Origin of the sequence: Pantoea phytostimulans, assembly GCF_046118715.1 — a bacterium.
GTDB classification, from domain to species: domain Bacteria; phylum Pseudomonadota; class Gammaproteobacteria; order Enterobacterales; family Enterobacteriaceae; genus Pantoea; species Pantoea phytostimulans.
On record NZ_CP173698.1, the window covers coordinates 852,910 to 879,445 of the forward strand.

Genomic DNA, 26,536 nt, shown 5'->3' on the forward strand with positions numbered 1-26,536 from the left:
ATCTCCTCAAGTCAGTAGCCTGTCGGCACGATGCGAACTGTCTATTAAAGCTAACGTGCATAACCGAAAACAACAAGTCAATGCGACGGATGTTTTCGGTTAACCGTTGCTAAATCAGGCAGTTTTCACCTTGGGTTCAGGTTTTTTTGCCAGCAGCGTGAACATCACTATCGCCGACATGAAGCAGCCAAAGATCGTTGCCGTCATGCTTAAGACCGAGGTTCCGCCGATACCGGTGATCGGCACAGCCAAAGCGCCCAGACTGAACATCGTGACGCCAATAACAGCCGATGCGCTGCCTGCACGATGCCCCTGGCTCTGCATTGCCAACGAAGAGGCCGTGGTCGCAATCACGCCATTACTGGCGATGGTAAAGAAAAGCGCGACCAGCAGCAGCGGTAATGGCGCAGCGGTGAGGGCGGCCAGCAACAGCAGGCTTGAGGCGACAAAGGCCAGCGTCAAGCCGCCTTTCAGCACGCGATATTCACCCCAAAGCGGGCAGAGGCGGGCGCTGGTTTGCGAGGCGATAACCAGGCCGACACCATTGGCAGCGAAGCAGAAGCTGAAGGCCTGCGGCGATAAACCGTAAATTTGCTGTAAGACAAAAGGTGAAGCGCCGATATAGGCAAACATGCCCGACATCATAAAGCCTTGGGTCAGGCAAAAACCCATAAAGGGACGATGCGTTATCACCTGACCTAAAGCGGCATAGGCTGAAAAGATGGATCCTTTACTGCGGCGCTCTTCAGGTAACGTTTCATGCAATTTCCAACGTGCGAGGAAGATCAGCAACACGGCGATGCAGCCCAGCACCACAAAAATGCCACGCCAGTTAAGCACCGTCATCAGCACGCCACCCAGCACGGGCGCAGCGATGGGCGCCAGACCGTTAACCAGCATTAGCAGAGCAAAGAAGCGAGTAAGCTCATGCCCGCTGTACATATCACGCGCCACCGCACGTGATAACACTGCGCCGCCCGCACCGGCTAATCCTTCGAACAGACGCGCCAGCAGAAGCTGATTAATATCCTGTGCCAGTGCGCACCCTATCGATGCGATAAACAGCAGAACCAGCGATAACATCAGTGGGCGAATGCGGCCAAATTTGTCACTCATCGGGCCAAACAAAAGTTGTCCCGCGCCAAGCCCTAATAAACCTGCTGTCAGGCTGAGTTGTGCAGTGGAGGTTTCAGTATTCAGATCGTGCGCGAGTTGTGGCAACGCAGGTAAATAGAGATCGATACAAAGCGGCCCAAGTGCTGCCAGTAATCCCAGCGTGATGGCATAGACCAGCCGGTTAGAGTGTGCAGGTGTCATTTATCCTCTGAATTTTTAACAATATGATGAATCAAGGAGTGGTAAAGGGAGTGAAGTGAGGTGGCTGACGCCTTCTGCGGTGTCAACTGACGAAAAGCGGTACCTTCAACCAGCACCGCCAGTACCTCAACGCGAGCGGTAATCTGCTCTTCATTAAGCTGCGGATGATTCAGCTGCATGTTATGGCAGGCATTACTGAAAATACGCTCATCAGCAGCGCTCAGTATTTCTGCCACGCGTGGATTGCGGCTCGCTTCGGCAGCCACTTCCAGCATCAGCATTTCATCCTCCTCGCTTAGCGTTATGCGACAGGCAAGCAGGGTCGCAATGTGCTGGGCGTCGAAATGGTCGCTCATGGCCGCAACTTTGTTGTCGACTATGCGCTTTACCATCTCTTCAATCAGCGCGTCTTTGCTGGGAAAATAGCGATAAATTTGCCCGACGCTGAGATTTGCCCCCCTTGCCAGCTGCGCCATACTGGCCGCGTGAAAACCGAATTGGCGAAAGCAGTGACGCGCCGCTGAGATGATTTCATCCTTGCGGGTACGATGGCGTTCTTCTCGGGCTTCACGCTGTTTAGTCATGCCAACTCCAAATAATAGTTTTGAGAGTGCTTATTCTCGCTGGCGATTATACGGATGCCTTGACGTCAAAACAGCTTTCTTTACTAAAACCTGACGCTTCGGGCTGCACTTAAAGTTCGCCATAAACTTGATAAACCTGCATTTATGTTCCAGGCTTCTCTGACATGGACAAAAAATGAGGAACAACAAGATGAATAAAGTGATGGGATGTATCGCTGCGGCGCTGACGCTGGCTGCTCTGTCTGGTTGTACGACTTACGATCGCGCAGAAAGCTACGTGACTAAGCCGGTAGTTAAGGATGTTAAAAAAGGGATGACGCGCGATCAGGTTCGCCAAATCGCCGGTACGCCGTCAACTGAAATCACGATGGTTCACGCACGCGGCACTTGCCAGACTTATGTACTGGGCGAGCGCGATGGAAAACCGCAGACCTACTTCGTGAGCTATAGCGATACCGGTCGCGTTATGAATTATGGCTTCCAGAGCTGTGCTGAGTACGATACTGACCCACAAGCTAATCAGTAATCGCAGATTGAAAACAAACGGCCCGTCAATGACGGGCCGTTTTTCGTTACGGGGTTATAAACCCGAAGGGCGCGGGACCTCAACATAATCGCCGTTGATTTCACGCTGATAGTAGTGACCTTCCTGCACATAAAACCGCTTGCCGTTAAAGTCCAGGACGCGCATGCCGCCGCCGGAAGGTTCAGCAGGAGGCTCAACGACAACGTAATTGTCGCCCTGTCGCTGATAGTAACTGCCATTGAGCAGGTAATAGGTGAGTCCACCAATCAATACGGCGGTAGCGGCGTCAGGCAGGAAACCCAGTCGACCTGGACCCTCCCAGTGTGGACCTCCGCCTCCCCAATGTGGACCCGGCCCATGCCCCCAATCACCAGGATGAGCAAAGGCAAAAACAGGCGATAACAGGGTTAACGCCAGCACCGAGGCGATAACTTTTTTCATGCGTATTCTCCTACTAAGACTGCCTGCAGGATTCTCTTTTTAGCGGGTAAAGACAAGCTGAAAAACAGCGATTTTTCGCCTGCTTACTACGCTTAACGCTTTCTTAACGGGGCCGCCATGATGGCGAGAAATTGTGGAGGATTTTCTGCGGGAAGATAAAAAAGCCTGGCGTAAAGTTGCCAGGCTTTGGGCTGAATTTAGCGATGCGCCAGCTCGGCGTGCTCGTCGCTTTCCAACACTTTTTTGTCTGTTAAACCTAACCAGCGGCTGGTCAACGAGCCTGCTGTCATTGAACCATTCACGTTCAAGGCGGTACGGCCCATATCAATCAACGGTTCGATGGAGATTAGCAGCGCCACCAACGTTACCGGCAGGCCCATTGCAGGCAGTACAATCAGCGCAGCAAAAGTCGCACCGCCACCCACGCCTGCTACGCCTGCAGAGCTAAGCGTAACAATGCCAACCAGCGTCGCAATCCACAGTGGATCAAATGGGTTGATACCGACGGTAGGCGCCACCATTACCGCCAGCATGGTTGGGTAAAGTCCAGCACACCCATTTTGACCGATGGTGGCACCAAATGAGGCGGCAAAACTGGCAATGGATTCAGGAACACCCAGGCGACGCGTCTGCGTTTCAACACTTAATGGAATGCTGGCAGCGCTGGAGCGGCTGGTAAAAGCAAAGGTAATTACCGGCCAAACTTTGCGGAAGAAGCGCATCGGATTAATGCCATTTACCGACAGCAGGAGCGCATGCACGGCAAACATCATTGCCAGACCCAGATAAGAGGCCACTACGAAGCTGCCGAGTTTAACAATGTCTTGCAGGTTCGAACCGGCAACCACTTTGGTCATCAACGCCAGCACGCCATACGGCGTCAGCTTCATGATAAGACGTACCAGCTTCATTACCCAGGATTGCAGCGTATCAATCGCCACCAGCACGCGCTGACCTTTTACTTCATCATCTTTCAGCAGTTGGAGTGCAGCTACACCGAGGAAAGCAGCAAAAATCACCACGCTGATGATCGAGGTTGGGTTCGCGCCTGTCAGATCGGCAAAGGGATTTTTTGGGATAAAGGAGAGCAGCAGTTGTGGAACGCTGAGATCGGAAACTTTGCCAACATAGTTGCTTTGAATAGCACTCAGGCGCGCGGTTTCTTGCACACCTTGCACTAAACCTTCAGCGCTCAGGCCAAACAGGCCGGTAACAAATACGCCAACCAACGCTGAAATCGCCGTAGTAAACAGCAGCACACCAATAGTAAGTACGCTGATTTTACCCAATGACGAGGCGTTATGCAGGCGTGCCACGGCGCTGAGAATGGAGACAAACACCAGCGGCATGACGATCATTTGCAGGAGCTGCACATAACCATTACCGACAATATTGAACCAGCTAATGGAGGTTTTCAGCGTTGCGCTGTTTTCACCATAAATCAGCTGTAATACCAAACCAAAAAGCACACCGATCACTAAACCGGTCAGCACTTTTTTCGACAGGCTCCATGAATTGCGACCGAACCGCGAAAGCAGCGCCAGTAGCAGCACAAAAGCCACAATATTGAGAATAAGAGGAAGGTCCATACTGAAACTCCAGAGTAATGCTGCAGAAAGTAAGCGGTATGCAGCATAATGTTAATCACGAATTAAGCCTGACCGAATGGTATCAGCAGGTTGTGGTGCAGCCTTATATCCAAATGGAATGCTTTATAACTTAATGTCGTGATTTGTCTGTTTACTGTGCGCTTTGTGCAGAGATAAGGCGACCGACGCCATTTTGCAGCGTATCAAACAATTGGCTGGGCCAACCGTTTGCACCAAAGGAAGGCATTCCGACCGGAAACCACAGGGCATATCCCACCAAGCCAAGGCACAAAACACGTTCCAGCTGATTGCCTTTTTGGCTTCTGAGAATCGGCAAGCGAAAACGCCAGCGGCAGGGCCACAACAGCGGTACACCGGCAGGTGTAAGCATGTCTGCCACAATATGGCTGAGATAACCCAGCGTCATGCCTTGCAGCACATCAGCCGGAAGCGGCCAATCTTTGGGAACGTTGACTTGAAACAACCATAATGCCGCAGCGACTGCCAGCAGGCTGTGAGTGAATCCGCGATGACCAAAGACGCGTGCGATAGGCTGAGAAATCCATCTTAATCGTTGGCCGAGCAGGGATTTAGGGTGATCGATATCGGGCAGCAAGCAGGTAAGTAACGTTGCTGGGATCAAATGCCACCAATCCGCTTCCGCCATCACTGGCGTGAGTTCGGCGCGTTTAGCGAATATAGCGCTGGCAATGGCAAAAATGATGTGGCCTTCGCCCGTCATGATAAAACCTGGCTGCAAAAAACTGTCGATGCATCCAGTATAGGGATTTAACCAGTAAATGAGAACATGTGACGCTGTAACGAAGCGTTAATTTTTTTCAAATAATAGCGGGCAACGTTACGTGGCCCGCCCAAATCATTAACGTGCCAGCCATCCTCCATCAACGGCGAGGGTATACCCATTGATATAGTCGGAGGCGGCAGAAGCGAGAAAAACAACCGGTCCCATCATGTCATCAGGATTACCCCAGCGTCCGGCTGGAATGCGGCCAAGAATTTCCTCGCTACGTGATTCGTCGTTACGTATCTGCTCGGTATTATTGGTCGCCATATAGCCCGGCGCGATGGCATTTACATTGATGTGGTGTTTTGCCCATTCATTGGCCATCAGGCGGGTTAAACCCATCACTGCACTTTTTGAAGCCGTATACGAAGGAACGCGAATCCCGCCCTGGAAGGAGAGCATGGAGGCAATGTTGATGATCTTGCCGCCGTGACCTTGGGCAATAAACTGGCGTGCTACCTGCTGAGAGAGAAAGAACAAGCTTTTGCTGTTGATGTTCATGACATCATCCCAGTCTTTTTCACTGAAGTTCAGCGCATCTTCGCGACGGATAATGCCGGCATTGTTTACCAGAATGTCAATTTTACCGGCGGCGGCGACGGCTTCTTCGACAACCTGAGAAACCACTTCAGGATGAGTAAGATCGGCCTGCACGGCCCAAAATTTGCGACCCAGCGCTTCGACTTTGCTTTGGGTGTCATCAGGACCGGCACGGTTGACACCAACGATATCGCAACCTGCTTGCGCCAGTCCAAGCGCCATTCCTTGTCCTAAACCGGTGTTGCAGCCGGTTACCAGCGCCACTTTACCTTCCAGATTAAATGCATTCAGTATCATTTTGCTTCTCCTCTGCTTAACGCAGTTCGCTGATTTTGACGTGATCCATGTCATCAAAGACCTGATTTTCACCCACCATGCCCCAGATAAAGGTATAGCGCTGTGTACCCACGCCAGCGTGAATTGACCAGCTAGGCGAGATGACGGCTTGCTCATTGTGTACCAACAAATGGCGTGTCTCCTGCGGCTTGCCCATCATATGGAACACCGCAGTTTCTTCGCTCATATCAAAGTAGAAGTAGACTTCCATGCGGCGCTCATGAGTGTGACATGGCATGGTGTTCCACAAGCTGCCTTCTTCCAGTTTGGTCAAACCCATGGTCAGTTGGCAGGTGGGTAAAACATCGGGCACGATGAATTTGTTGATTGTGCGGCGATTGGATGTGGCTGCATCGCCTAACGTTGTCGACGAGGCTTCTTGTAGCGTGATTTTTTTATCAGGAAAGGTGCTGTGCGCGGGCGCACTGTTGTAATAAAACTTAGCGGGCTGATCGGGATTGGCGCTGCGGAAACTGAGGTTGCGGGCACCTTTGCCGACATACAGCGCTTCTTGATTGCCGATTTCCCAGGTTTTGCCATCAACCTCAATCACGCCCGGCCCGCCTACGTTGATCACGCCGAGTTCGCGTCGCTCAAGAAAGTAGCTCACGCCAAACTGCTTGCCGAGCTCATCGCCGAAGTTAACGGTACTTTTTACCGGCATTACACCGCCGATAATGATGCGATCAATGTGGCTGTAGGTCAGCGTGTAGGTATCTGCTTCGAAGATTTTCTCAATCAGAAATTCGCGACGAAGCGCGGCGGTATCCAACTGCTTGGCGTGATCGCTGTGAATGCTTTGACGAACGTCCATCTCAGGCCTCTCTGCAAAATTGTTGTGCGCGCCCCGGTTGGGGGATTCTTTGCGCATCTTAGGCAGAGTGGTATGTGAATTCAATAAAAATGAAACGTTGTTTTATTTATTTGCGGCAGAGATCAATTCTCTGAACTTTGGTAAATAAAAGCCCGCCTGCTGGCGGGCTAAATTTAGCCTTGAAGATGAGCAACGGTTAACTGAGTGAGCGCGTCGAGTTTAACATTGGCGAGCGACCAACGCGGATCGTCACGGTATTCGGCTGCGGGTACAACAATAGAGCGCATACGTGCGGCTTTAGTGGCAATCATGCCATTAAACGAATCTTCCAGCGTGACGCAGTTCAAGGGATCGATACCGAGTTTGGCAGCGGCATCCAGATAAACCTGCGGATGCGGTTTGCTGTAAGGCAAGGATTCCGCAGAAACCAGGACATCAAAGTAGGCGCGCAAATCAAAAATTTCTAATACGCGCTCAAGCATATGTAGCGGTGAAGCAGAAGCGAGGCCAATTTTCATTCCCTGCTGCTGACACAGTTCTAACGCCTCTTTCACGCCTGGAAGCAGCGGACGCGTCTCCTCAATCAGTGAAAGCGAACGCGCAATAATGCGGTTCGTCACTTCGTGTTGGCTTGGGCCATTCCACGGCAGTGTTTCGTACCACATTCTCACCACCTGATCGATACGAAGGCCGAGTGTGTCAGGCAGCTCATTACGGCGCGTCAGGTCAACGTCCAGCGTCGAGAAGATATCCATTTCAGCCTGATCCCAGAGAGGTTCAGAATCGATAATCAATCCATCCATATCGAATAAGGCAGCAAGAACAGGGCGGTGATAAGACATACGACGTCTCCTTATTAAGTTTGCGCTACCTTAACACGACGGCATGAGGTGTGCTTAACGGGCGCAGTAGGCTCATTTTTTTGGGAAATTTCCCCCTGCGCAGGTAGACTGAGTGCACATTGGATTTTGGGTTCAGGAGATATCATGACCTATCAACAGGCTGGCCGTATCGCCATCCTTAAGCGCGTCGCTGGCTGGATAATCTTTTTGCTGGCATTGCTTTCAACAGTAATTTCCGTGCTGAGCTTTATGTTTAAGCACAGTGAAAAGCAGCCAGGTATTGATGCTGTGATGCTGGATTTTGTGCATGTAATAATCGATATGGTGCGCTTCAATACGCCATTCCTTGGCTTCTTCTGGCATAACTCGCCGGTGCCCGATTTTAATGGTCAAATGAATCTCGGCTTCTGGATTATCTATATTCTGATTTTTGTGGGGCTGGCGCTGGAAGCATCAGGTTCACGCATGGGGCGCCAGGCGCGTCATATAAAAGAAGGTGTTGAGGATCAAATGATCCTTGAGCAGGCAAAAGGCAGCGAAGGGCGCTCGCGTCAGCAATTAGAAGAGAAGATTCGTGTGCCGCGTCACACCCTGTTCCTACAGGTTTTTCCGCTTTATGTTTTGCCTGTCGTCATTGCGATAGCGGGATATTTCGCGCTCTCCCTGCTGGGATTCGTTTAAGCAATCAGGCCGGTTTGGCCTGATGCTGTGTTAACTCATCTTCATCCAATAACTGGCCAATGGCGAATTGCGCTTCGCCAAGCCAGTTACCACCAAAGACATTGGCGCGATTCAACAAATAGTAGAGTTGATAAACCGGTTGTCGCTGCGAAAAACCATCAGGTAACGGCCAAACTGCCTGATAACCCTCATAAATCTGACGCGGTAAATCCTCAAACCAGGTCAGCATTGCCAAATCACATTCACGATCGCCCCAGTAACAGGCCGGATCAAAAATCCACGGGCCTTGTACACTGCTAGCGCAGTTTGCAGGCCAGAGATCGCCGTGAAGCAGGGAAGGTTGCGGATGATGGGATGCCAGTACACGCTGAACGCAGGCCACAATCAAGTCTGTATCACCATACTGAACCCCTTTTTCAGCCGCGAGTTGCAGTTGCCAACCAATGCGTTGTTCAGCAAAGAAAACTGACCAGCGGCGTAACCAGCTGTTGGGTTGGGGGGTTGTAGTGATGTTGTTATCGAAGTCGAGGCCGAACTGAGTTTGTTCGCTCCACTGATGCAGATGTGCCAGCTGCCTGCCTAGCTGAAAAGCACTTTGTTCATCCAACGGTTGCGGAGCGATGTACTCAAGCAGGAGAAAGCTGTCATCGCGATAGCTTCCTACACCATAAACCTTAGGCACGCGCACAGTTTGCGTGCGCTCAAGCAGCGCCAGTTGATCGGCTTCCCAGGTAAACAGCGATAACATTTCGCGGCTGTTGCATTTGACGAACACGTCGTGCTCGCCATAGCGAACATGCCAGGCGGGATGGACGTCTCCGCCGGGGAGTTCATGGCGTTGTGTGATTTCGGCGTTGCCTAACTGCTCGCTTAACAGACGACTAATGGCTGACCACATTGGGCTATCCTCTTTATTCGCTGCGTAAGATCGATTGTCACGCTTAAATATTCACCAAAACCGCCGCGTATGCACGGCTTATCTGGTTAAGGAGAAGAACTTTTATTCGCGGCGTCTTGTAAGAAAGCGTCCAGCGTTGAAATAGTCACTTCAGGAGGCTTTCCTAAAATGCTTTCACCTGCCGCCGTGGCCTGCTGTTTCAATTCCGCTTCTTCAAGGGTTGTGACGATACCAAAACTGTTGGTACCCAGTTCGTGGGGATGCCCTTCATCATCCGTCAGCGTGGTAGTGAAGCCTGCTGACGTCATGCTGCTGGTCAATTCGAGAATATCGCCTAGACCAGATTCTTGAAAATGAAAGGTCACAATATAACGGGTTAACGATTGGCTACTCATTCTTCACCTCCACGTGTTTTTACTGTCCTCAGCGTAGACTACGATGAAAAAATGGGCGAGTTATTAAGGAGATGAGATCAAACTTTTGTTAATTTCGCGAGTAAAGAGATGTAAGGCGATAAATGCAGCTTAAGAAAAATCTTCTGTTTATCAGGATGTATTTGCGTTAACTGCCCACTATAATGCCCCGCGTTAATCAGAAGGATCCCAATAATCAAGCGGTGTCAGGCCAAAAAGCGCGCTTTTTGCAGTGTTAACATTTGTTTACAAATCTTACCGTAAATTGCATTGCTTGACTTAGGAAACACTTCAAACTCTCCGTTTTTTAAACTGTCGCACGGATCACATTTAATGAAAGCCTTCAACAAGCTGTCTGCTGTTCTTTTGCTCTCTGCTGGAGCGTTTTGTCATCAGGCATTGGCCGATAACGCCGTCTTTACGTCTATGGATGATCCTTCCACGGCCAAAAAACCGTTTGAAGGTTCTGCGGCTGCAGGTTATCTGGCTCAAACCGGTAACACCACCAGCTCATCGCTGACCGCGCAAACCAACATGACCTGGTATAAAAGCTCAATGGCTTATAGCTTGTGGGGCAATGCGGCTAATACCTCATCTAACGATGAGCGCTCTTCCGAAACCTACAACATTGGCGGCCGTAGCCGTTATAACGTGAGCAACTACGATTACCTGTTTGGTCAGGCAAGCTGGTTGAGCGACCGTTTCAACGGTTACGATTCACGTGACGTGTTAACCGCGGGTTATGGTCGTCAGCTTCTGAATGGTCCAGTGCATTCGCTGCGTGCTGAATTCGGTCCGGGTGTACGCTATGACGATTTCCACGACGGTGGACATGAAACTAAAGCGTTGGGTTATGGCGCTGTTAGCTACCAGTGGCAGCTAACTGACACCACCAAGTTCGTACAAGGTGTGTCTGTATTAAGCAGCTTCGGTGAAGATACCACGCTGAACTCAGAAACTGGCCTGCAGGTAGCGATCAACGATCACTTCGCGTTGAAACTGGCTTATAACGTGACCTGGAATAACAATCCGCCAGAATCTGCGCCAGATCGCACCGATACCAAAACATCGATCATGCTTTCTTACGCGATGTAATCGCGATTTAGCGATCTTGGTTAAAAGCAGCCTGGCTTGATGTCAGGCTGCTTTTTTTTGATCTCTCCAAGGCTTAGGTGAAAAGGCATGGGTTTTTCTCCTCGCGTAAAACTGCTATCATCTGCGCCGCACTACAATCCTGGCGTCATTCCGACAATGTGGGTCTGACATTACGCCAGGCAAATAAATTTACTCAATGTGCATGTAGGCTTTCGTGTGGCTTACCACTGCAATTAAGGATATGAAATGCCTGTAATTACGCTTCCTGATGGCAGCCAGCGCTCTTTTGATCGCCCTGTCAGTGTCATGGATATCGCGCTGGATATTGGTCCAGGCTTAGCCAAGGCCTGCATTGCTGGGCGTGTAAACGGTGAGATGGTTGATGCAGTTGATCCCATCACCGAAGACGCCTCTGTCGCCATCATCACTGCGAAAGACGAAGCCGGTCTGGAAATTATTCGTCACTCCTGTGCGCATCTGTTGGGCCATGCGATTAAGCAGCTGTGGCCAGACACAAAAATGGCGATTGGTCCGGTGATTGATAACGGCTTCTATTATGATGTCGACATTGATCGTACCCTGACCCAGGAAGATATCGACCTGCTGGAAAAACGCATGCATCAGTTGGCTGAGTCCAATTATGATGTTGTGAAGAAAAAAGTGAGTTGGCAGGAAGCACGCGACGTCTTTGCCGCGCGTGGTGAAGTTTATAAAACCACCATCCTTGATGAGAACATCAGCCATGACGATCATCCTGGCCTGTATCATCACGAAGAATACATCGACATGTGCCGCGGTCCGCACGTGCCGAATATGCGTTTCTGCCATCATTTTAAATTGCAGAAAATTTCCGGTGCGTACTGGCGCGGTGACAGCAATAATAAGATGCTGCAGCGTATTTACGGTACCGCCTGGGCAGATAAAAAGCAGTTGGCGGCTTATCTGCAACGTTTGGAAGAGGCTGCAAAACGCGACCATCGTAAGATTGGTAAGCAGCTTGACCTCTACCATATGCAGGAAGAAGCGCCGGGTATGGTGTTCTGGCATAATGACGGCTGGACCATCTTCCGCGAGCTAGAAGTGTTTGTTCGCAGCAAGCTTAAAGAATATCAGTATCAAGAAGTTAAAGGTCCATTTATGATGGATCGCGTGCTTTGGGAAAAAACCGGGCATTGGGAGAACTATAAAGAAGCGATGTTCACCACCTCATCTGAGAACCGTGAATATTGTATCAAGCCGATGAACTGCCCGGGCCACGTGCAGATCTTCAACCAAGGCTTGAAGTCGTACCGCGATCTACCGCTGCGTATGGCTGAGTTTGGTAGCTGCCACCGTAACGAGCCATCAGGTGCGTTACATGGTTTGATGCGTGTACGTGGCTTTACCCAAGACGACGCCCACGTTTTTTGTACTGAAGAGCAAGTTCGTGACGAAGTGAATAGCTGTATTCGCATGGTTTATGACATGTACAGCACCTTCGGCTTTGAAAAGATTGTGGTAAAATTATCTACCCGTCCAGAAAAGCGTATTGGCACCGATGACATGTGGGACCGTGCCGAGGAAGACCTTGCTGCTGCGTTGAACGAGAACAATATTGAGTTCGAATTCCAACCTGGCGAAGGCGCTTTCTATGGTCCTAAAATCGAATTCACCTTGTACGATTGCCTTGATCGTGCCTGGCAGTGCGGGACAGTTCAGCTAGACTTCTCACTGCCGAAGCGTTTAGAAGCCACTTATGTGGGTGAAAACAACGACCGTCAGACGCCAGTGATGATTCACCGCGCGATTCTGGGTTCGATGGAGCGCTTCATTGGCATTTTGACCGAGGAGTTTGCCGGTTTCTTCCCTACCTGGTTGGCACCGCTGCAAGCTGTAGTAATGAATATTACCGACGGACAAGCAGAATATGTTGAGTCTTTGACACGTAAGTTGCAGAATGCTGGCATTCGTGTAAAAGCAGACTTGAGAAACGAGAAGATAGGCTTTAAAATCCGCGAACACACATTGCGTCGCGTCCCTTATATGTTGGTCTGTGGTGATAAAGAGGTGGAAGCTGGCAAAGTGGCCGTTCGCACCCGCCGTGGTAAAGACCTTGGGTCGATGGATGTCGATGTGTTTGTTGAGAAACTGCAACAAGAAATTCGCAGCCGAAATCTTCACCAATTGGAGGAATAAAGTATTAAAGGCGGAAAACGAGTACAACCGACGCGTCCAAATCGAATCAACAGTGAAATCCGCGCGACAGAAGTGCGCCTAACAGGCGTTGATGGCGAGCAGCTTGGCATTGTCAGTCTACGTGAAGCTTTGGAAAAAGCTGAGGAATCGGGCGTTGATTTAGTAGAAATCAGCCCGAACGCCGAACCGCCGGTTTGCCGCATCATGGACTACGGCAAGTTCCTCTATGAGAAAAGCAAATCTTCTAAGGAACAGAAGAAGAAGCAAAAAGTTATTCAGGTTAAGGAAATTAAATTCCGTCCTGGAACCGATGATGGCGACTATCAGGTCAAACTACGCAACCTGATTCGCTTTCTGGAAGAAGGCGATAAAGCCAAAATCACGCTGCGTTTTCGCGGTCGTGAGATGGCGCACCAGCAGATCGGTATGGAAGTGCTTAATCGCGTCCGTAAAGATCTGTGTGAAGATCTGGAATTGGCCATTGTTGAATCTTTCCCTTCGAGGATTGAAGGCCGCCAGATGATCATGGTGCTCGCACCTAAGAAGAAACAGTAGGCTTTCAAGTAACACCAACCGCGCAGCGTTCGCGCTGTGCGGGGATGTGTTCGCCTGTCTGGGTCATGTTATTAACAATGCGAAGTGGATATTTTTTAAAATGCCAAAGATTAAAACTGTACGTGGCGCGGCTAAGCGCTTCAAGAAGACCGCTTCTGGCGGCTTCAAGCGTAAACACGCAAACCTGCGTCATATTCTGACTAAAAAATCTACTAAGCGTAAACGTCACCTGCGCCCTAAAGGCATGGTTTCTAAAGGCGATCTGGGTCTGGTTATTGCCTGCCTGCCGTACGCATAAGTCCATTTTTTTAAACAGAATATAGAACAGGAGAGCTCATATGGCTCGCGTTAAACGTGGTGTAGTTGCTCGCGCACGTCACAAAAAAATCTTAAAACAAGCTAAAGGCTATTACGGTGCACGTTCACGTGTATACCGCGTTGCCTTCCAGGCTGTTATCAAAGCTGGTCAGTATGCTTACCGTGACCGTCGTCAACGTAAGCGTCAGTTCCGTCAGCTGTGGATCGCACGTATCAACGCTGCGGCGCGTCAGAACGGTATGTCTTACAGCCGTTTCATCAATGGTCTGAAAAAAGCTGCCATTGAAATTGACCGTAAAATCCTGGCCGACATCGCCGTATTCGACAAAGTGACATTCTCTGCACTTGTTGAAAAAGCGAAATCAGCTCTGGCGTAAGTCAGTTGAAAAAGGGAGCTTGCTCCCTTTTTTATTGCCTATAACTCAAGCAAAAGATTGACATTTTCACCGCTGCGCATTTCAATAGCACCCTTAATTAATAACAAGGTAACCGCAAGCATGAATGCTGCTATTTTCCGTTTCTTTTTTTACTTTAGCGCCTGACATTAGGGGCTTTTGCGCATAAGAAAAGAAACGAAAAATCGCGCCGAAAGCCTCCCTCGTGGAGGCTTTTTTGTTTCTGGCGATAGTACATTGGACCAGCAGGTCCCAACGAGAACTGACCAGCCTGACTGGAAGAAGAGGAAAACATGTCCCAACTCGCAGAACTGGTGGCCAAAGCCACGGCGGCCATTGACGGGTCGACGGATATCGCCGCCCTTGACGCAGTACGCGTCGAATATTTGGGTAAGAAAGGATATCTGACGCTTCAGATGACCACACTACGCGAGCTGCCGGCAGAAGAGCGCCCAGCAGCAGGCGCGGTAATCAATGAAGCCAAGCAGCAAGTGACTGAGCATCTGACTGCGCGCAAAGATGCGCTGGAATCTGCAGCACTGAATGCACGTCTGGCAGCAGAAACCATCGACGTATCTCTGCCGGGTCGCCGCACTGAAAATGGTGGCTTGCATCCGGTTACGCGCACCATTGATCGTATCGAAAACTTTTTTGGTGAGTTAGGTTTCGCAGTCGTTACCGGCCCAGAAATTGAAGATGATTATCATAACTTTGATGCGCTGAATATTCCGGGGCACCATCCCGCTCGTGCCGATCACGATACCTTCTGGTTTGATGCTACGCGCCTGCTGCGCACGCAAACTTCGGGTGTACAGATTCGTACCATGAAAGAGCAGCAGCCACCCATTCGTATCATTGCGCCAGGGCGCGTGTATCGTAACGATTACGACCAAACGCACACGCCAATGTTCCATCAGATGGAAGGCCTGATTGTCGATAAAAACATCAGCTTTACCAATCTGAAAGGCACATTGCACGATTTTCTGAACAACTTCTTTGAAGAGAATTTGCAGATCCGCTTCCGTCCTTCCTATTTTCCCTTTACCGAGCCATCAGCAGAAGTCGATGTAATGGGTAAAAACGGCAAGTGGCTTGAAGTATTGGGCTGCGGCATGGTGCACCCGAACGTTCTGCGTAACGTAGGCATCGATCCTGAAATCTATTCTGGCTTTGCATTTGGTATGGGCATGGAGCGTCTGACCATGTTGCGCTATGGCGTAACCGATCTGCGTGCTTTCTTCGAAAATGATTTACGTTTCCTCAAACAATTTAAGTAAGGGCAGGTTATCCAATGAAATTCAGTGAACTCTGGTTACGCGAATGGGTAAATCCAGCCCTGGACAGCGCAGCGCTGTCTGAGCAAATCACCATGGCAGGTTTAGAGGTCGATGGCGTAGATCCTGTTGCTGGCGCGTTTCATGGCGTGGTAGTGGGTGAAGTTGTTGAATGCGGACAGCATCCGAATGCCGACAAACTGCGTGTCACCAAAATCAATGTAGGTGGCGAGCGCCTACTGGACATCGTCTGTGGCGCACCAAACTGCCGCCAGGGCCTTAAAGTCGCAGTGGCTACCGTTGGCGCAGTGCTGCCGGGTGACTTCAAAATCAAAGCCGCAAAACTGCGTGGTGAGCCGTCTGAAGGCATGCTGTGTTCATTCTCAGAGCTGGGTATTTCAGATGACCACAACGGCATTATTGAACTGCCTGCAGAGGCGCCGATTGGCGCCGATATTCGTGAATATCTGCAACTCAACGACAACACTATTGAAATCAGCGTGACGCCAAACCGTGCAGATTGCCTCGGTATCATCGGTATCGCCCGCGACGTCGCGGTATTGAATGGTTTACCGCTCAACGCACCGGAAATCAATTCGGTTGCTGCGACCATCAATGACACTTTCCCGATTCGCGTTGATGCAACAGAAGCTTGCCCACGCTATTTGGGCCGCGTAGTAAAGGGCGTTAACGTTACTGCCTCCACACCGTTGTGGATGAAAGAAAAGCTACGACGCTGTGGTATTCGATCTATCGATCCGGTGGTTGATATCACTAACTACGTCCTGCTGGAGCTGGGCCAGCCGATGCACGCCTTCGACCTTGACCGCATTGATGGCGGAATAGTGGTGCGCATGGCGAAAGAAGGTGAAACCTTAACGTTACTGGACGGTACTGAAGCCAAATTGAGCAGCGACACGCTGGTCATTGCCGATCATCATAAAGCGCTGGCAATGGCCGGTATTTTTGGTGGCGAGCATTCTGGTGTAAATACTGAAACGCAAAACATCCTGTTTGAATGTGCCTTTTTCGATCCGCTGGCGATTACGGGGCGTGCACGCCGTCAAGGTTTGCACACCGATGCCTCGCATCGCTACGAACGCGGTGTTGATCCGGCGTTGCAGCACAAAGCATTGGAACGCGCTACGCAGCTACTGCTGGACGTTTGTGGGGGCGAAGCGGGTCCGATAATCGACCAGACGCACCAGGCATCTTTGCCGCCGCGGGCCACTATTATTTTGCGTCGTGAAAAACTCGACCGCCTCATTGGTCATGCGATTGCAGACGATCAGGTGACGGATATTCTGACGCGCCTGGGTTACCAGGTCACTGTGAGCGAAGGTGAGTGGAAAGCCGTTGCGCCAAGCTGGCGTTTCGACATGACGATTGAAGAAGATCTGATTGAAGAAGTCGCGCGCATTTACGGCTACAACAACATTCCAGACGTGCCGGTTCAGGCTGGTTTGATCATGACTCAGCATCGTGAAGCGAATCTTTCCCTGAAGCGTGCCAAAACCTTGCTGGTTGATAAAGGTTATCAGGAAGCGATCACCTACAGCTTTGTTGATCCGAAAATTCAACAGCTGCTGCATCCGGGTGAAGAAGCGCTGATCCTGCCAAGCCCGATTTCCAGCGACATGTCGACTATGCGCCTGTCTCTGTGGACTGGATTGTTGAGTGCGGTGGTCTACAACCAGAATCGCCAGCAGAGCCGCGTTCGCTTCTTTGAAAGCGGATTACGCTTTGTGCCGGATACACAAGCCGATTTAGGTATTCGTCAGGATCTTATGCTGTCTGGCGTATTGAGCGGTAATCGTAACGAAGAGCATTGGGATCTGGCGCGTCAGTCGGTTGACTTCTATGATTTAAAAGGCGATTTAGAATCGCTGCTCGATTTAACCGGCAAACTGGATAACATTAGCTTCCGTGCAGAAGCCAATCCGGCACTGCATCCGGGGCAAAGCGCAGCCATTTATTTACAGGATGAACGAATCGGATTTATCGGGGTGGTTCATCCTGAGCTGGAACGTAAGCTTGATCTCAATGGTCGCACCTTAGTCTTTGAACTGCTTTGGAATAAGGTTGCAGACCGCGTCCTGCCTGACGCGCGCGAGATTTCACGCTTCCCGGCAAACCGTCGTGATATCGCCGTTGTGGTGGCTGAAAACGTCCCAGCAGCAGATATCATCGCGGAGTGTAAGAAAGTTGGCGTAAATCAGGTAGTTGGCGTAAACTTGTTTGACGTGTACCGCGGTAAGGGCGTTTCCGAGGGCTTTAAGAGCCTCGCTATTAGCCTGATTTTGCAGGATACCAGCCGGACACTCGAAGAAGAGGAGATTGCCGCGACCGTTGGCAAATGCGTTGCGGCATTAAAAGAGCGATTCCAGGCAACCTTGAGGGATTGAACCTATGGCGCTTACAAAAGCTGAAATGTCAGAATACCTGTTTGAGAAACTCGGGCTTAGCAAACGCGATGCAAAAGAGTTAGTGGAGCTGTTTTTCGAGGAGGTGCGTCGCGCTTTGGAAAATGGAGAACAGGTAAAATTGTCTGGGTTTGGTAATTTCGACCTGCGAGACAAAAACCAGCGTCCAGGCAGAAACCCGAAGACGGGAGAAGATATCCCAATCACTGCGCGTCGCGTCGTGACATTCCGTCCAGGGCAGAAGCTGAAAAGCCGCGTCGAGAACGCTACACCCAAAGAAACTGACTAATTTCAGTATTCAAAAAAGGCCGCGAAAGCGGCCTTTTTCATATCCAGCGTCCGCAGATAACCTTAAAAGCGCTCACAATATCTTCACTCTGTCAGGATTATGTAAGCTTCTGGAAAACATCTGGAAAATCAGCACCTACTGATAGTGACCTGCCAGCGGCTTTTGTTATAACAGCGCCATCACATAACAAGAGGTCAGGCTGATGAAAAAGACAGCTATTTTATTAAGCATCCTGTTAGGCATGCCGCTGCTAGCAAACGCAAATGTTTCCGTGAGCATTAACACGCCGGGCGTTTCCGTCCATATTGGCGATCGCGATAATCGCGGTTATTACTGGGACGGTTTTGACTGGCGTCAGCCTACCTGGTGGAAGCAGCATCAGGGGCGCCACGTTGGCCTGAAAGGCCCGCACGGTTACTGGAATGGAAATGGTTGGCAGTCACAGCATCCAGGCAATCGTCAGCCAGCAAAAGCACCACAGCGGCATGACAACAAACCGCAGACCCATAACACCCAGCAGAATCACGCTAAACCGCAGCAAAATCATGACGACAATGGTCATGGCAACAACGGTCAACCGATTCCACCACATAAATAAGTTTGCGGCGCCTCAGGCGCCGCTTCTCTATCCTTTCTTTTTTTTACAATCTCACTACAATCAAATCTCTGTTTTCTCAGCCAATCCTGCTTATGTCTCTGCTAGACCAGCTCGCCCGTCAGGCCGATCGTCGTAGCCAAAAATGGTTATACGGCTTAGGTTTCATGCTGCTTATATTGTTATTTTTTAGCCTGTGTGCGGGTGACAGTTGGATCGCACCTTCACAGTGGATGAGCGACAGCGGCAAGCTCTTTGTCTGGCAATTGCGCATGCCGCGTACCTTAGCGGTGATGCTGGTCGGTGCCGCGTTAGCGGTGTGTGGCGTGGTGATGCAGGCACTGTTTACTAATCCGCTGGCAGAGCCGGGATTACTTGGCGTATCTAATGGCGCTGGCATTGGCTTGGTGCTTGGCGTGCTGCTAGGCAGCGGTTCATTGTGGAGTCTCAGTCTGGCAGCCATCTCAGGTGCCCTGATCATTACCTTAATTTTGCTGCATTTTGCTCATCGTCAGCTCTCGGTCACGCGTTTGCTGTTAACTGGCGTCGCCTTGGGCATTATCTGCAGCGCCATCATGACCTGGGCCGTTTACTTCAGTACCAGCCTCGATTTACGGCAGTTGATGTATTGGATGATGGGGGGCTTCAGCGGTATCGACTGGCGCTATGGCTGGATGATGTTGGCTTTATTACCCGTGACGTTGGCGCTGACTCAAACATCACGCGTGCTTAATCTGTTGGCGTTGGGAGAAACTTCAGCACGCCAGCTCGGCCTGTCGCTTTTTTTCTGGCGCAATATACTGGTGCTGGCGATGGGATGGCTGGTCGGCGTAAGCGTGGCGATGGCTGGCGCAATTGGTTTTGTCGGTTTGGTCATTCCGCATTTATTACGGCTGAGTGGATTAAGCGATCATCGCTATTTATTACCGGCAGCGGCATTAGCGGGTGCCAGCGTGCTGCTGGGTGCTGATATTATTGCTCGTCTGGTGTTAACCTCCGCAGAACTGCCAATTGGTGTGGTCACGGCAACGCTTGGCGCGCCTCTGTTTATTGCGCTATTAGTGAAATCTTCGCGCTAGCTTCGGCTGGCTTAATGCATCAACAACAGGAATTCGTTATGAGCATTTATCAAACTGAACTGGTTACGCTTGATGGGGAAAAAACCTCACTGTCTCAGTGGCAAGGCAAAGTATTGTTGGTCGTTAACGTAGCGTCAAAATGCGGTTTAACACCTCAGTATGAAGAGCTGGAGAACATCCATAAAGCCTGGCAGGATCAGGGTTTTAGCGTATTGGGTTTCCCTTGCAACCAGTTTCTTGAGCAAGAGCCAGGCAGCAGTGAAGAGATCAAAACTTTTTGCAGTACCACCTATGGCGTGACTTTCCCGATGTTTGCCAAAACGGACGTCAACGGAGAAAGCCGCCATCCGCTGTATGCGTTATTGACAGCAGCAAAACCCGATGCGGTGCGCCCAGAGGGCAGTGGTTTTTACGAGCGCCAGGTAAGTAAAGGGCGTGCACCTAAGGCGACAGGCGATATCCTGTGGAATTTCGAAAAATTCCTGATTGGTCGCGATGGACAGGTGGTACAGCGATTTGCGCCTGATATGTTGCCAGAAGATCCGATTATTCTCGAAACGATTAAAGCGGCTTTAGCAAAATAGATGTTCTTTAGCCTGAAAGACGCAGCCGTCTCTGGACGGCTGCTGCCTTTTACCGCCGAATTACACAGCGGTAAGTTAATGCATGTTGTTGGGCCAAATGGGGCCGGGAAAAGCACCTTACTTGCGCTGTTAGCCGGTTTACAACCTTATGATGGCGAAGCCAGTTTATTGGGTAATCCATTGCATGAATGGCGCGGATCTGCATTAGCTCAGCTGCGTGCGTGGTTACCGCAGCAGCACATTCCACTCAGCCCAATGCCGGTTTATCACTATATACGTCTGCATCTGCAATCTACACTGCCGCAGGCCGATCAACGGCTCACTGAATTACTGGATAAATTCCAACTACGCGACAAACTCAGACGATCGTTAACCGAGCTTTCCGGTGGCGAGTGGCAGCGTGTGCGTTTGGTCGCGGCCTGCGCGCAAGTCGACCCGCAGATTAATGCGCAAGGTCGCTTGCTGATCCTTGATGAGCCGATGACCGCACTCGACATTGCACAACAAAAAGCGGTGGATGAGGTCATTAAAGAACTGTGTCAGGCAGGTATTTGCGTTATTGCCAGTAGCCACGATCTCAACCACAGCCTGCTCCATGCGGATAGCGTGTGGTTGCTGCATCGAGGCAAGCTCATGGCGCAGGGTGAACCTTCACGCGTTTTGACGCCAGAGCGCCTGTCACCCTTGTATCACATCACGTTTCGTCAGCTGGAACTGGAAGGGCGCACGCTGCTCACTGTCATGCCGTGACGGCTTGCCACGCACAGCGCTTTGCCGCTACATTAACGCGGTTACGATTTTAAAAAGGGACGTTCTGCGATGCGGATGGGATTGCTCATTTTAGTGCTGCTGTTAGCGGGCTGTAGTCATCACGCACCGCCGGTTAACGGACGTCTTTCCGATTCAATTACCGTGATTGCGCAACTTGATGACCAACTGGGTCACTGGCACGGTACGCCGTATCGTTATGGTGGCATGAGCCGCCGTGGTATCGATTGTTCTGGCTTTGTCTATCTGACTTTTCGCGATAAATTTGCGCTTCAGTTGCCGCGCACCACAAGGGCACAAAGTGATATGGGAACGCGCATCGATAAAGACGACCTCTTGCCAGGCGATTTAGTTTTCTTCAAAACCGGCGGTGGCGAAAACGGTTTGCATGTAGGGATCTATGATACCGACAACGCTTTCATTCACGCCTCGACCAGCCAAGGGGTTATTCGATCTTCATTAGATAATGTCTACTGGCGAAAAGTGTTTTGGCAGGCAAGGCGCATATAGATACAGCGCATATTGCCATTTTTAAGGCCTATTAAATCAGACGAAACCGCCTTTTTTAGGCTCTTATTTAGAATGGTACTTTACCCGAAGTGTTTTTAATTATAACAATAGCGCTGAAAATTTATTTTCAATCCCAACCGGAGTACGTCCCGGTTTATTTGGCTTAAGGTTGGATGTCGGGCAGCAAAGTGAAACTGAGGTATTAAGTTACCGCCTCTTCCATGATTTGGATCTGTTGCCTGCTTGTTTTCAATCATATACGATGCGCCAATCGCCACATATACTGGCTCCAGAAATGAAAATTCACATATCCGCCGACTACCAGTCGGAGATTTGGCTTTATCCTGCTTATGCATTAAATGGGCAGTTAACCGCGGTTGAGCTGGTCACTCAGTTCATCCATGAAAGTGCGCCTATCACCTTGCCGCAGGACTTGCTGTTGCCGCAGCTTGATGAAGCGCAGCAACTGCGTCTGTTGCAAAGTCAAATTTTGCTGCTTGAAAAGCACCAGGCTTTTTTTGAGGCGCAGGGTGTGGTGGCCTTGATGCGTGTTGACGCTAATATGTCTCAAACCCTCCTTGAAAGTGATTTCCTGACGCGGAAAATAAAACAGCTCTCCTTTCTGTTATTAGATTTAAGCGAATCCTTTCCACATTTAGCACAAGGTCTCAACGATCCTTTAATCGCCGCCCTTCATCAGCAATTCCGATTATCACTTTCACATTTTGGTGCAGGAAAATCTCCAGCTAACGCGGTTTACGATAATTTATTTAGCTGCATAAAAATGGATAAACAATTTATTCATTCACTGGCTAAACGCGCGTCCTTCCCATCCTTTATTCAAAGCATTCTTGATAATTTTCGTTCTCACTGTGAGCAAATGATAATTTGTGGTGTAGATGATGATCAATTACTGAATAAGGTAAATAAATTATCGGGTGCGGATTTACAAGGTGCCCTATTCCCGGTGGTTAAGTCTGATTCACTTGAGGAACTCTTGTACGCCTATACCTGCCTGAGCACGTCACAGCAGCCGCTATAACCTGTCTAAACTCTGTTTTCGACGTTACACTGAAGGTTTTATAACGACAGCGTGAAATGAGCGCTGCTCGGGAGAAACTATGTTATTCGACAACAGTTGGTTTCATGAGCTGAAAGGATGTTACACCGCCCTGAATCCTACACCGCTGGAAGGCGGACGCTTGCTTTACCACAATGCGCCCTTAGCGCGCGCCATGGAACTGGACGAGACCTTATTTGCAGGCGAGGGCCACGGTGTCTGGCATGGCGCTGCGTTGTTACCCGGTATGCAGCCTTTGGCACAAGTCTATAGCGGTCATCAATTTGGCGTTTGGGCCGGCCAATTGGGCGATGGGCGCGGCATTTTACTTGGCGAACAGCGTTTAGCTGATGGCAGTAAACTTGACTGGCATTTAAAAGGGGCAGGTCTGACGCCTTATTCGCGTATGGGTGATGGCCGCGCAGTGATTCGCTCAACGGTGCGTGAATTTTTAGCCTCTGAAGCATTACACCATTTAGGTATTCCTACCTCACGCGCGCTGACAATTGCGATTGGTGATGAACCGGTACGCCGCGAAACTACCGAGCGCGGTGCCATGCTAATGCGCATCGCAGAGAGTCATCTACGCTTCGGTCATTTTGAGCATTTCTATTACAGCAACCAGCAAGACAAAGTGCAGCTGTTGGCGGAGTACGCTATTCGTCATCACTGGCCGCAATGGGTTGATGAACACGATCGTTATCTGTTGTGGTTCACTGACGTGGTAAAACGCACCGCTGGAATGATTGCGCAATGGCAGAGCGTGGGATTTGCGCACGGCGTGATGAATACCGACAACATGTCGATTTTGGGTTTGACGCTGGATTACGGTCCTTTTGGTTTTCTCGATGATTATCAGCCCGACTTTATTTGTAATCACAGCGATTACCAGGGACGATACAGCTTCGAAAATCAGCCCATGATTGGATTATGGAACCTCAATCGTCTGGCACATGCTCTGTCAGGGTTAATGAGTACCGAGCAGCTTAAACAGGCATTAAGCCATTATGAACCTGAACTGATGCGTGTCTGGGGCGAACGCATGCGAGCTAAATTAGGTTTACTCAGTACCGACAGCGTAGATAACGAAATATTGTCCGGCCTGCTGACGCTGATGACCAAAGAGCACAGCGATTACACCCTGACTTTCCGCATGCTCAGCGATACGCAACAAAATGAGGCGCGTTCACCTTTGCGTGATGAATTTATTGATCGGCAAGCTTTTGATGATTGGTATGAGAGCTATCGTGTGCGTCTGTTGCAAGACGAAGTCAGCGATGAAACACGACAAGCGGCCATGAAGAAGGCGAATCCGGCGCTGGTGTTGCGTAACTATATGGCACAGCAGGTCATTGAAGAGGCGGAGAAGGGTGAAAAAAGCGCGTTAGCGCAATTGCATCAGGCGTTGCAGCAGCCATTCAGTGATGAAACGGCCGCTGAATATCGTCAGCGACCGCCAGACTGGGGCAAAACGTTAGAAGTGAGTTGTTCCAGTTAAGTTAAAAACGGCTTGAAACCGCCTCGGCCAGCAGGGCAAGCACATCTTCGCTGTCCTGCCAGCTGAGGCAAGGATCGGTAATCGACTGGCCATAAACCAACGGCTCGCCGCTTACGACTTTCTGATTGCCTTCCTCAATAAAGCTTTCAATCATTACACCCGCGACCGCATGCGAACCAGATTGAATCTGTTGCGCAACCTCAATCGCCACATCGCGTTGACGACGATGCTGCTTCAGGCAGTTACCGTGACTGAAATCAATCACCAATTGTTCGGGTAAGTTGAATTCACGCAGATTTGCTGCCGCCTCTGCGACATCGCTGGCGTGATAATTAGGTTGCTTACCACCACGAAGAATAACGTGGCCGTGCGGATTACCGCTGGTTTGATAAATCGTCATCTGGCCATTTTTATCCGGTGATAAAAACATGTGGCTGGCGCGCGAGGCGCGAATGGCATCGACGGCAATCCGCACATTCCCGTCAGTCCCATTTTTGAAGCCTACCGGGCAGGAGAGGGCAGAAGCCATTTCACGGTGAATCTGACTTTCAGTGGTGCGGGCACCGATGGCACCCCAGCTAATCAAGTCGGCAATAAACTGGCCGATCACCATATCGAGGAATTCAGTCGCGGTGGGCAGGCCGAGGGCATTAATGTCAATCAGCAGCTGCCGCGCAATCCCAATGCCGCGATTCACATCAAAACTGCCATCAAGATCCGGGTCAGAAATTAATCCTTTCCAGCCAACCACGGTACGCGGTTTTTCGAAATAGGTGCGCATCACAATTTCCAACCGATCCTGGTAGCGTTCACGCAGCGCGTTAAGGCGCTTAGCGTAATCCAGGGCCGCCTCGGGATCGTGCAAAGAGCAAGGGCCGATAATCACCAGCAGGCGGGGATCTTCTCCGGTTAAGATGCGCGCAATGCGTTTACGTGCGGCGGTAACGTTCTCGGCAATAGCCGTGGAAATCGGATGTTCTGCTGCCAGACTGGCTGGCGTTATCAGGCCGCCAATACGTGCTGTACGCAGTTCGTCAGTTTTGTTCATGGGTTTCTCGAAAGCTGTTCTTCGCAACGGTGAAATACCGGGAAGTGATGAGGGTCACAATAAACCATTAGCCTGCGAATTCAACCCAAGTACCCGAAAAGAGGAGATAACTTACGGCAGCGACGCTTTACATCGCCGCCGTAGTTAATTAATACATGCGACGAGTCAGCCCCATGATATCGAGGATTTTAGTGGCGATCTCTTCAACCGAATAGTTGGTGCTGTTGAGATAGCGAATCTGGTGCGTGCGGAACAGCGCTTCCACTTCACCCACTTCCAACCGACACTGGCGCATCGAGGCGTAACGGGTATTTTCCGCACGCTCCTGCCGAATGGCGGCCAGACGTTCGGGGTCAATGGTAAGTCCAAACAGTTTGTGCTGATGTTCTCGTAATGCAGGCGGCAATTTAAGGTTATCCATGTCATCTGCAATAAACGGGTAATTTGCTGCACGGATGCCGAACTGCATCGCCAGGTATAAGCTGGTGGGCGTCTTACCGCAACGAGACACGCCCAGCAAAATGACCTGCGCCTGCTCCAATCCTCGCAACGAAATGCCGTCATCGTGCGCCAGGGTGTAATCAATTGCCGCGATACGCGCATCGTATTTACCGAGGTTGGTGGCATCCAGGCCGTGAGTTCGGTGCGCGACAGGCGCTGGTGATAAGCCCAACTCCTGCTGCAACGGTGCGACCAGTGCCTGAACTATGTCCTGACAAAACCCCTCACTTTGTACGATGATATCGCGCACTTCTGGCGTCACAATCGAGAAGAACACTAAGGGCCGAACCCCACTTTGTTGATAAAGCGCGTTAATCTGCGCTTTGACGGCTTGCGCACGCTGGACGTTTTCCACAAAAGGTAGCGTCAGGCTGGTGATGTTTACCGGAAATTGCGAAAGCACGGCATGCCCCAGCACCTCAGCGGTGATAGCAGTACCATCTGAAATATAAAAAACGCTTCTGTCAGTACTCATAATCGATGCCTGCCTCTGACGTAGAATGTAAGGAATAGGACGATTCACATAAGATTAAGTAAAACAAAAAATCCATATTTTATTTTTATGAATATTTCATTTTTTTAA

Annotated in this window: 30 protein-coding genes and 1 other annotated feature; of the genes, 18 read left to right on the forward strand and 12 right to left on the reverse strand. The window is 50.3% G+C overall.

From position 1 onward, the window contains the following. Nucleotides 1-114 precede the first annotated feature (114 nt). Together ACF2G4_RS04075 and ACF2G4_RS04080 are read right to left on the reverse strand one after the other, a co-directional pair. Nucleotides 115-1,317 carry a multidrug effflux MFS transporter gene (locus ACF2G4_RS04075; protein ID WP_243078083.1) on the reverse strand — a complete coding sequence of 401 codons (1,203 nt, stop codon included), beginning with the start codon at nt 1,315-1,317 and terminating at the stop codon, nt 115-117. Further along, nucleotides 1,314-1,901: a TetR/AcrR family transcriptional regulator gene (locus tag ACF2G4_RS04080; protein WP_409075553.1), complete on the reverse strand. Its 588-nt coding sequence runs from the start codon at nt 1,899-1,901 to the stop codon at nt 1,314-1,316. Before ACF2G4_RS04080 ends, ACF2G4_RS04075 begins: the two co-directional genes overlap by 4 nt. Nucleotides 1,902-2,091: 190 nt before the next feature. On the opposite strand from ACF2G4_RS04080, the gene osmE reads away from it, so the two are divergent. Next, nucleotides 2,092-2,427, forward strand: a complete 336-nt coding sequence (gene osmE / locus ACF2G4_RS04085; protein WP_215846959.1) for an osmotically-inducible lipoprotein OsmE — start codon at nt 2,092-2,094, stop codon at nt 2,425-2,427. A 54-nt stretch (nt 2,428-2,481) separates the two neighbouring features. On the opposite strand, the gene ACF2G4_RS04090 is transcribed toward osmE, so the two are convergent. From ACF2G4_RS04090 to hxpB, 6 genes are all read right to left on the reverse strand, one after another. Beyond that, on the reverse strand, nt 2,482-2,868 hold the full coding sequence (locus ACF2G4_RS04090) for a DUF6515 family protein (RefSeq protein WP_215846958.1): 387 nt from the start codon (nt 2,866-2,868) through the stop codon (nt 2,482-2,484). 197 nt (nt 2,869-3,065) lie between these two features. Next, on the reverse strand, nt 3,066-4,457 hold the full coding sequence (locus ACF2G4_RS04095) for an L-cystine transporter (protein ID WP_215846957.1): 1,392 nt from the start codon (nt 4,455-4,457) through the stop codon (nt 3,066-3,068). 151 nt (nt 4,458-4,608) lie between these two features. Further along, the gene (locus ACF2G4_RS04100; protein ID WP_409075554.1) at nt 4,609-5,199 is read right to left on the reverse strand and encodes a metal-dependent hydrolase; all 591 of its coding nucleotides are present in this window, start codon (nt 5,197-5,199) and stop codon (nt 4,609-4,611) included. 138 nt (nt 5,200-5,337) lie between these two features. Continuing rightward, nucleotides 5,338-6,099 carry a 2-dehydro-3-deoxy-D-gluconate 5-dehydrogenase KduD gene (gene kduD / locus ACF2G4_RS04105; RefSeq protein ID WP_243078080.1) on the reverse strand — a complete coding sequence of 254 codons (762 nt, stop codon included), beginning with the start codon at nt 6,097-6,099 and terminating at the stop codon, nt 5,338-5,340. Nucleotides 6,100-6,115: 16 nt separating this feature from the next. Continuing rightward, nucleotides 6,116-6,952 carry a 5-dehydro-4-deoxy-D-glucuronate isomerase gene (kduI, locus tag ACF2G4_RS04110; protein ID WP_409075555.1) on the reverse strand — a complete coding sequence of 279 codons (837 nt, stop codon included), beginning with the start codon at nt 6,950-6,952 and terminating at the stop codon, nt 6,116-6,118. 173 nt (nt 6,953-7,125) lie between these two features. Continuing rightward, nucleotides 7,126-7,794, reverse strand: coding sequence for a hexitol phosphatase HxpB (hxpB, locus tag ACF2G4_RS04115; protein ID WP_409075556.1), 669 nt, complete (start codon nt 7,792-7,794; stop codon nt 7,126-7,128). A gap of 144 nt (nt 7,795-7,938) precedes the next feature. Between hxpB and ACF2G4_RS04120 the strand changes: the two genes are divergently transcribed. Continuing rightward, nucleotides 7,939-8,475 carry a YniB family protein gene (locus ACF2G4_RS04120; RefSeq protein ID WP_215846952.1) on the forward strand — a complete coding sequence of 179 codons (537 nt, stop codon included), beginning with the start codon at nt 7,939-7,941 and terminating at the stop codon, nt 8,473-8,475. Between the two features lie 4 nt (nt 8,476-8,479). On the opposite strand, the gene ACF2G4_RS04125 is transcribed toward ACF2G4_RS04120, so the two are convergent. Then, complete coding sequence (locus tag ACF2G4_RS04125) at nt 8,480-9,373, reverse strand: fructosamine kinase family protein (RefSeq protein ID WP_243078077.1); 894 nt, start codon at nt 9,371-9,373, stop codon at nt 8,480-8,482. A gap of 86 nt (nt 9,374-9,459) precedes the next feature. Further along, complete coding sequence (gene ghoS / locus ACF2G4_RS04130) at nt 9,460-9,768, reverse strand: type V toxin-antitoxin system endoribonuclease antitoxin GhoS (protein ID WP_215846951.1); 309 nt, start codon at nt 9,766-9,768, stop codon at nt 9,460-9,462. A gap of 351 nt (nt 9,769-10,119) precedes the next feature. Between ghoS and ACF2G4_RS04135 the strand changes: the two genes are divergently transcribed. The 16 genes from ACF2G4_RS04135 (at nt 10,120) to ACF2G4_RS04210 (ending at nt 24,404) form a co-directional block, all read left to right on the forward strand. Beyond that, nucleotides 10,120-10,881 (forward strand): YdiY family protein, encoded by a 762-nt coding sequence (locus ACF2G4_RS04135; protein ID WP_215846950.1) that lies wholly within the window; start codon nt 10,120-10,122, stop codon nt 10,879-10,881. A gap of 246 nt (nt 10,882-11,127) precedes the next feature. After that, entirely contained in the window at nt 11,128-13,056 is a 1,929-nt protein-coding gene (gene thrS, locus ACF2G4_RS04140; protein ID WP_243078076.1) for a threonine--tRNA ligase, read from the forward strand. A gap of 3 nt (nt 13,057-13,059) precedes the next feature. After that, on the forward strand, nt 13,060-13,611 hold the full coding sequence (gene infC / locus ACF2G4_RS04145) for a translation initiation factor IF-3 (protein WP_215848291.1): 552 nt from the start codon (nt 13,060-13,062) through the stop codon (nt 13,609-13,611). Nucleotides 13,612-13,711: 100 nt separating this feature from the next. Beyond that, nucleotides 13,712-13,909, forward strand: a complete 198-nt coding sequence (rpmI, locus tag ACF2G4_RS04150; protein WP_004157374.1) for a 50S ribosomal protein L35 — start codon at nt 13,712-13,714, stop codon at nt 13,907-13,909. A gap of 40 nt (nt 13,910-13,949) precedes the next feature. Continuing rightward, nucleotides 13,950-14,306: a 50S ribosomal protein L20 gene (rplT, locus tag ACF2G4_RS04155; protein ID WP_098050756.1), complete on the forward strand. Its 357-nt coding sequence runs from the start codon at nt 13,950-13,952 to the stop codon at nt 14,304-14,306. Between the two features lie 115 nt (nt 14,307-14,421). After that, nucleotides 14,422-14,546, forward strand: a sequence feature (Phe leader region). Next, on the forward strand, nt 14,427-14,471 hold the full coding sequence (pheM, locus tag ACF2G4_RS04160) for a pheST operon leader peptide PheM (RefSeq protein ID WP_106120997.1): 45 nt from the start codon (nt 14,427-14,429) through the stop codon (nt 14,469-14,471). It overlaps the preceding feature by 45 nt. A 71-nt stretch (nt 14,547-14,617) precedes the next feature. Further along, nucleotides 14,618-15,601 carry a phenylalanine--tRNA ligase subunit alpha gene (pheS, locus tag ACF2G4_RS04165; RefSeq protein ID WP_215846949.1) on the forward strand — a complete coding sequence of 328 codons (984 nt, stop codon included), beginning with the start codon at nt 14,618-14,620 and terminating at the stop codon, nt 15,599-15,601. A 14-nt stretch (nt 15,602-15,615) separates the two neighbouring features. Further along, entirely contained in the window at nt 15,616-18,003 is a 2,388-nt protein-coding gene (pheT, locus tag ACF2G4_RS04170) for a phenylalanine--tRNA ligase subunit beta (protein ID WP_409075557.1), read from the forward strand. Nucleotides 18,004-18,007: 4 nt separating this feature from the next. Further along, the gene (gene ihfA, locus ACF2G4_RS04175; protein ID WP_003853259.1) at nt 18,008-18,310 is read left to right on the forward strand and encodes an integration host factor subunit alpha; all 303 of its coding nucleotides are present in this window, start codon (nt 18,008-18,010) and stop codon (nt 18,308-18,310) included. A 202-nt stretch (nt 18,311-18,512) separates the two neighbouring features. Then, nucleotides 18,513-18,908, forward strand: a complete 396-nt coding sequence (locus ACF2G4_RS04180) for a DUF2502 domain-containing protein (protein WP_409075558.1) — start codon at nt 18,513-18,515, stop codon at nt 18,906-18,908. A 92-nt stretch (nt 18,909-19,000) separates the two neighbouring features. Then, on the forward strand, nt 19,001-19,984 hold the full coding sequence (btuC, locus tag ACF2G4_RS04185; protein WP_243078074.1) for a vitamin B12 ABC transporter permease BtuC: 984 nt from the start codon (nt 19,001-19,003) through the stop codon (nt 19,982-19,984). A gap of 38 nt (nt 19,985-20,022) precedes the next feature. Next, nucleotides 20,023-20,568, forward strand: coding sequence for a glutathione peroxidase (locus ACF2G4_RS04190; RefSeq protein ID WP_332627811.1), 546 nt, complete (start codon nt 20,023-20,025; stop codon nt 20,566-20,568). Next, nucleotides 20,569-21,318 carry a vitamin B12 ABC transporter ATP-binding protein BtuD gene (btuD, locus tag ACF2G4_RS04195; protein WP_409075559.1) on the forward strand — a complete coding sequence of 250 codons (750 nt, stop codon included), beginning with the start codon at nt 20,569-20,571 and terminating at the stop codon, nt 21,316-21,318. Between the two features lie 69 nt (nt 21,319-21,387). Further along, on the forward strand, nt 21,388-21,846 hold the full coding sequence (locus ACF2G4_RS04200) for an NlpC/P60 family protein (RefSeq protein ID WP_215846945.1): 459 nt from the start codon (nt 21,388-21,390) through the stop codon (nt 21,844-21,846). 295 nt (nt 21,847-22,141) lie between these two features. Next, on the forward strand, nt 22,142-22,888 hold the full coding sequence (locus tag ACF2G4_RS04205) for an EAL domain-containing protein (RefSeq protein ID WP_243078504.1): 747 nt from the start codon (nt 22,142-22,144) through the stop codon (nt 22,886-22,888). Between the two features lie 79 nt (nt 22,889-22,967). Further along, a complete protein-coding gene (locus ACF2G4_RS04210) occupies nt 22,968-24,404 on the forward strand; it encodes a protein adenylyltransferase SelO (protein ID WP_409075560.1) in 1,437 nt (478 codons plus the stop codon). A 1-nt stretch (nt 24,405) separates the two neighbouring features. Here ACF2G4_RS04210 and ACF2G4_RS04215 read toward each other — a convergent pair whose 3' ends face one another. Beyond that, nucleotides 24,406-25,452, reverse strand: coding sequence for a 3-deoxy-7-phosphoheptulonate synthase (locus tag ACF2G4_RS04215; protein WP_215846943.1), 1,047 nt, complete (start codon nt 25,450-25,452; stop codon nt 24,406-24,408). A 148-nt stretch (nt 25,453-25,600) separates the two neighbouring features. Beyond that, a complete protein-coding gene (locus ACF2G4_RS04220; protein WP_215846942.1) occupies nt 25,601-26,428 on the reverse strand; it encodes a pyruvate, water dikinase regulatory protein in 828 nt (275 codons plus the stop codon). Between the last annotated feature and the right edge of the window lie 108 nt (nt 26,429-26,536).

Bases quoted from the DNA above. Each gene is read 5' to 3' on its own strand.
- rplT (WP_098050756.1), top strand. From the start codon at position 13,950: ATGGCTCGCGTTAAACGTGGTGTAGTTGCTCGCGCACGTCACAAAAAA.
- ACF2G4_RS04180 (WP_409075558.1), top strand. From the start codon at position 18,513: ATGAAAAAGACAGCTATTTTATTAAGCATCCTGTTAGGCATGCCGCTG.
- ACF2G4_RS04075 (WP_243078083.1), bottom strand. From the start codon at position 1,317: ATGACACCTGCACACTCTAACCGGCTGGTCTATGCCATCACGCTGGGA.
- ACF2G4_RS04125 (WP_243078077.1), bottom strand. From the start codon at position 9,373: ATGTGGTCAGCCATTAGTCGTCTGTTAAGCGAGCAGTTAGGCAACGCC.
- btuD (WP_409075559.1), top strand. From the start codon at position 20,569: ATGTTCTTTAGCCTGAAAGACGCAGCCGTCTCTGGACGGCTGCTGCCT.
- kduI (WP_409075555.1), bottom strand. From the start codon at position 6,952: ATGGACGTTCGTCAAAGCATTCACAGCGATCACGCCAAGCAGTTGGAT.
- rpmI (WP_004157374.1), top strand. From the start codon at position 13,712: ATGCCAAAGATTAAAACTGTACGTGGCGCGGCTAAGCGCTTCAAGAAG.
- ihfA (WP_003853259.1), top strand. From the start codon at position 18,008: ATGGCGCTTACAAAAGCTGAAATGTCAGAATACCTGTTTGAGAAACTC.
- ACF2G4_RS04220 (WP_215846942.1), bottom strand. From the start codon at position 26,428: ATGAGTACTGACAGAAGCGTTTTTTATATTTCAGATGGTACTGCTATC.
- ACF2G4_RS04190 (WP_332627811.1), top strand. From the start codon at position 20,023: ATGAGCATTTATCAAACTGAACTGGTTACGCTTGATGGGGAAAAAACC.
- ACF2G4_RS04200 (WP_215846945.1), top strand. From the start codon at position 21,388: ATGCGGATGGGATTGCTCATTTTAGTGCTGCTGTTAGCGGGCTGTAGT.
- pheS (WP_215846949.1), top strand. From the start codon at position 14,618: ATGTCCCAACTCGCAGAACTGGTGGCCAAAGCCACGGCGGCCATTGAC.
- ACF2G4_RS04135 (WP_215846950.1), top strand. From the start codon at position 10,120: ATGAAAGCCTTCAACAAGCTGTCTGCTGTTCTTTTGCTCTCTGCTGGA.
- ACF2G4_RS04090 (WP_215846958.1), bottom strand. From the start codon at position 2,868: ATGAAAAAAGTTATCGCCTCGGTGCTGGCGTTAACCCTGTTATCGCCT.
- hxpB (WP_409075556.1), bottom strand. From the start codon at position 7,794: ATGTCTTATCACCGCCCTGTTCTTGCTGCCTTATTCGATATGGATGGA.
- ACF2G4_RS04120 (WP_215846952.1), top strand. From the start codon at position 7,939: ATGACCTATCAACAGGCTGGCCGTATCGCCATCCTTAAGCGCGTCGCT.
- thrS (WP_243078076.1), top strand. From the start codon at position 11,128: ATGCCTGTAATTACGCTTCCTGATGGCAGCCAGCGCTCTTTTGATCGC.
- pheT (WP_409075557.1), top strand. From the start codon at position 15,616: ATGAAATTCAGTGAACTCTGGTTACGCGAATGGGTAAATCCAGCCCTG.
- ACF2G4_RS04205 (WP_243078504.1), top strand. From the start codon at position 22,142: ATGAAAATTCACATATCCGCCGACTACCAGTCGGAGATTTGGCTTTAT.
- ACF2G4_RS04215 (WP_215846943.1), bottom strand. From the start codon at position 25,452: ATGAACAAAACTGACGAACTGCGTACAGCACGTATTGGCGGCCTGATA.
- ghoS (WP_215846951.1), bottom strand. From the start codon at position 9,768: ATGAGTAGCCAATCGTTAACCCGTTATATTGTGACCTTTCATTTTCAA.
- osmE (WP_215846959.1), top strand. From the start codon at position 2,092: ATGAATAAAGTGATGGGATGTATCGCTGCGGCGCTGACGCTGGCTGCT.
- ACF2G4_RS04100 (WP_409075554.1), bottom strand. From the start codon at position 5,199: ATGACGGGCGAAGGCCACATCATTTTTGCCATTGCCAGCGCTATATTC.
- btuC (WP_243078074.1), top strand. From the start codon at position 19,001: ATGTCTCTGCTAGACCAGCTCGCCCGTCAGGCCGATCGTCGTAGCCAA.
- kduD (WP_243078080.1), bottom strand. From the start codon at position 6,099: ATGATACTGAATGCATTTAATCTGGAAGGTAAAGTGGCGCTGGTAACC.
- ACF2G4_RS04095 (WP_215846957.1), bottom strand. From the start codon at position 4,457: ATGGACCTTCCTCTTATTCTCAATATTGTGGCTTTTGTGCTGCTACTG.
- ACF2G4_RS04210 (WP_409075560.1), top strand. From the start codon at position 22,968: ATGTTATTCGACAACAGTTGGTTTCATGAGCTGAAAGGATGTTACACC.
- ACF2G4_RS04080 (WP_409075553.1), bottom strand. From the start codon at position 1,901: ATGACTAAACAGCGTGAAGCCCGAGAAGAACGCCATCGTACCCGCAAG.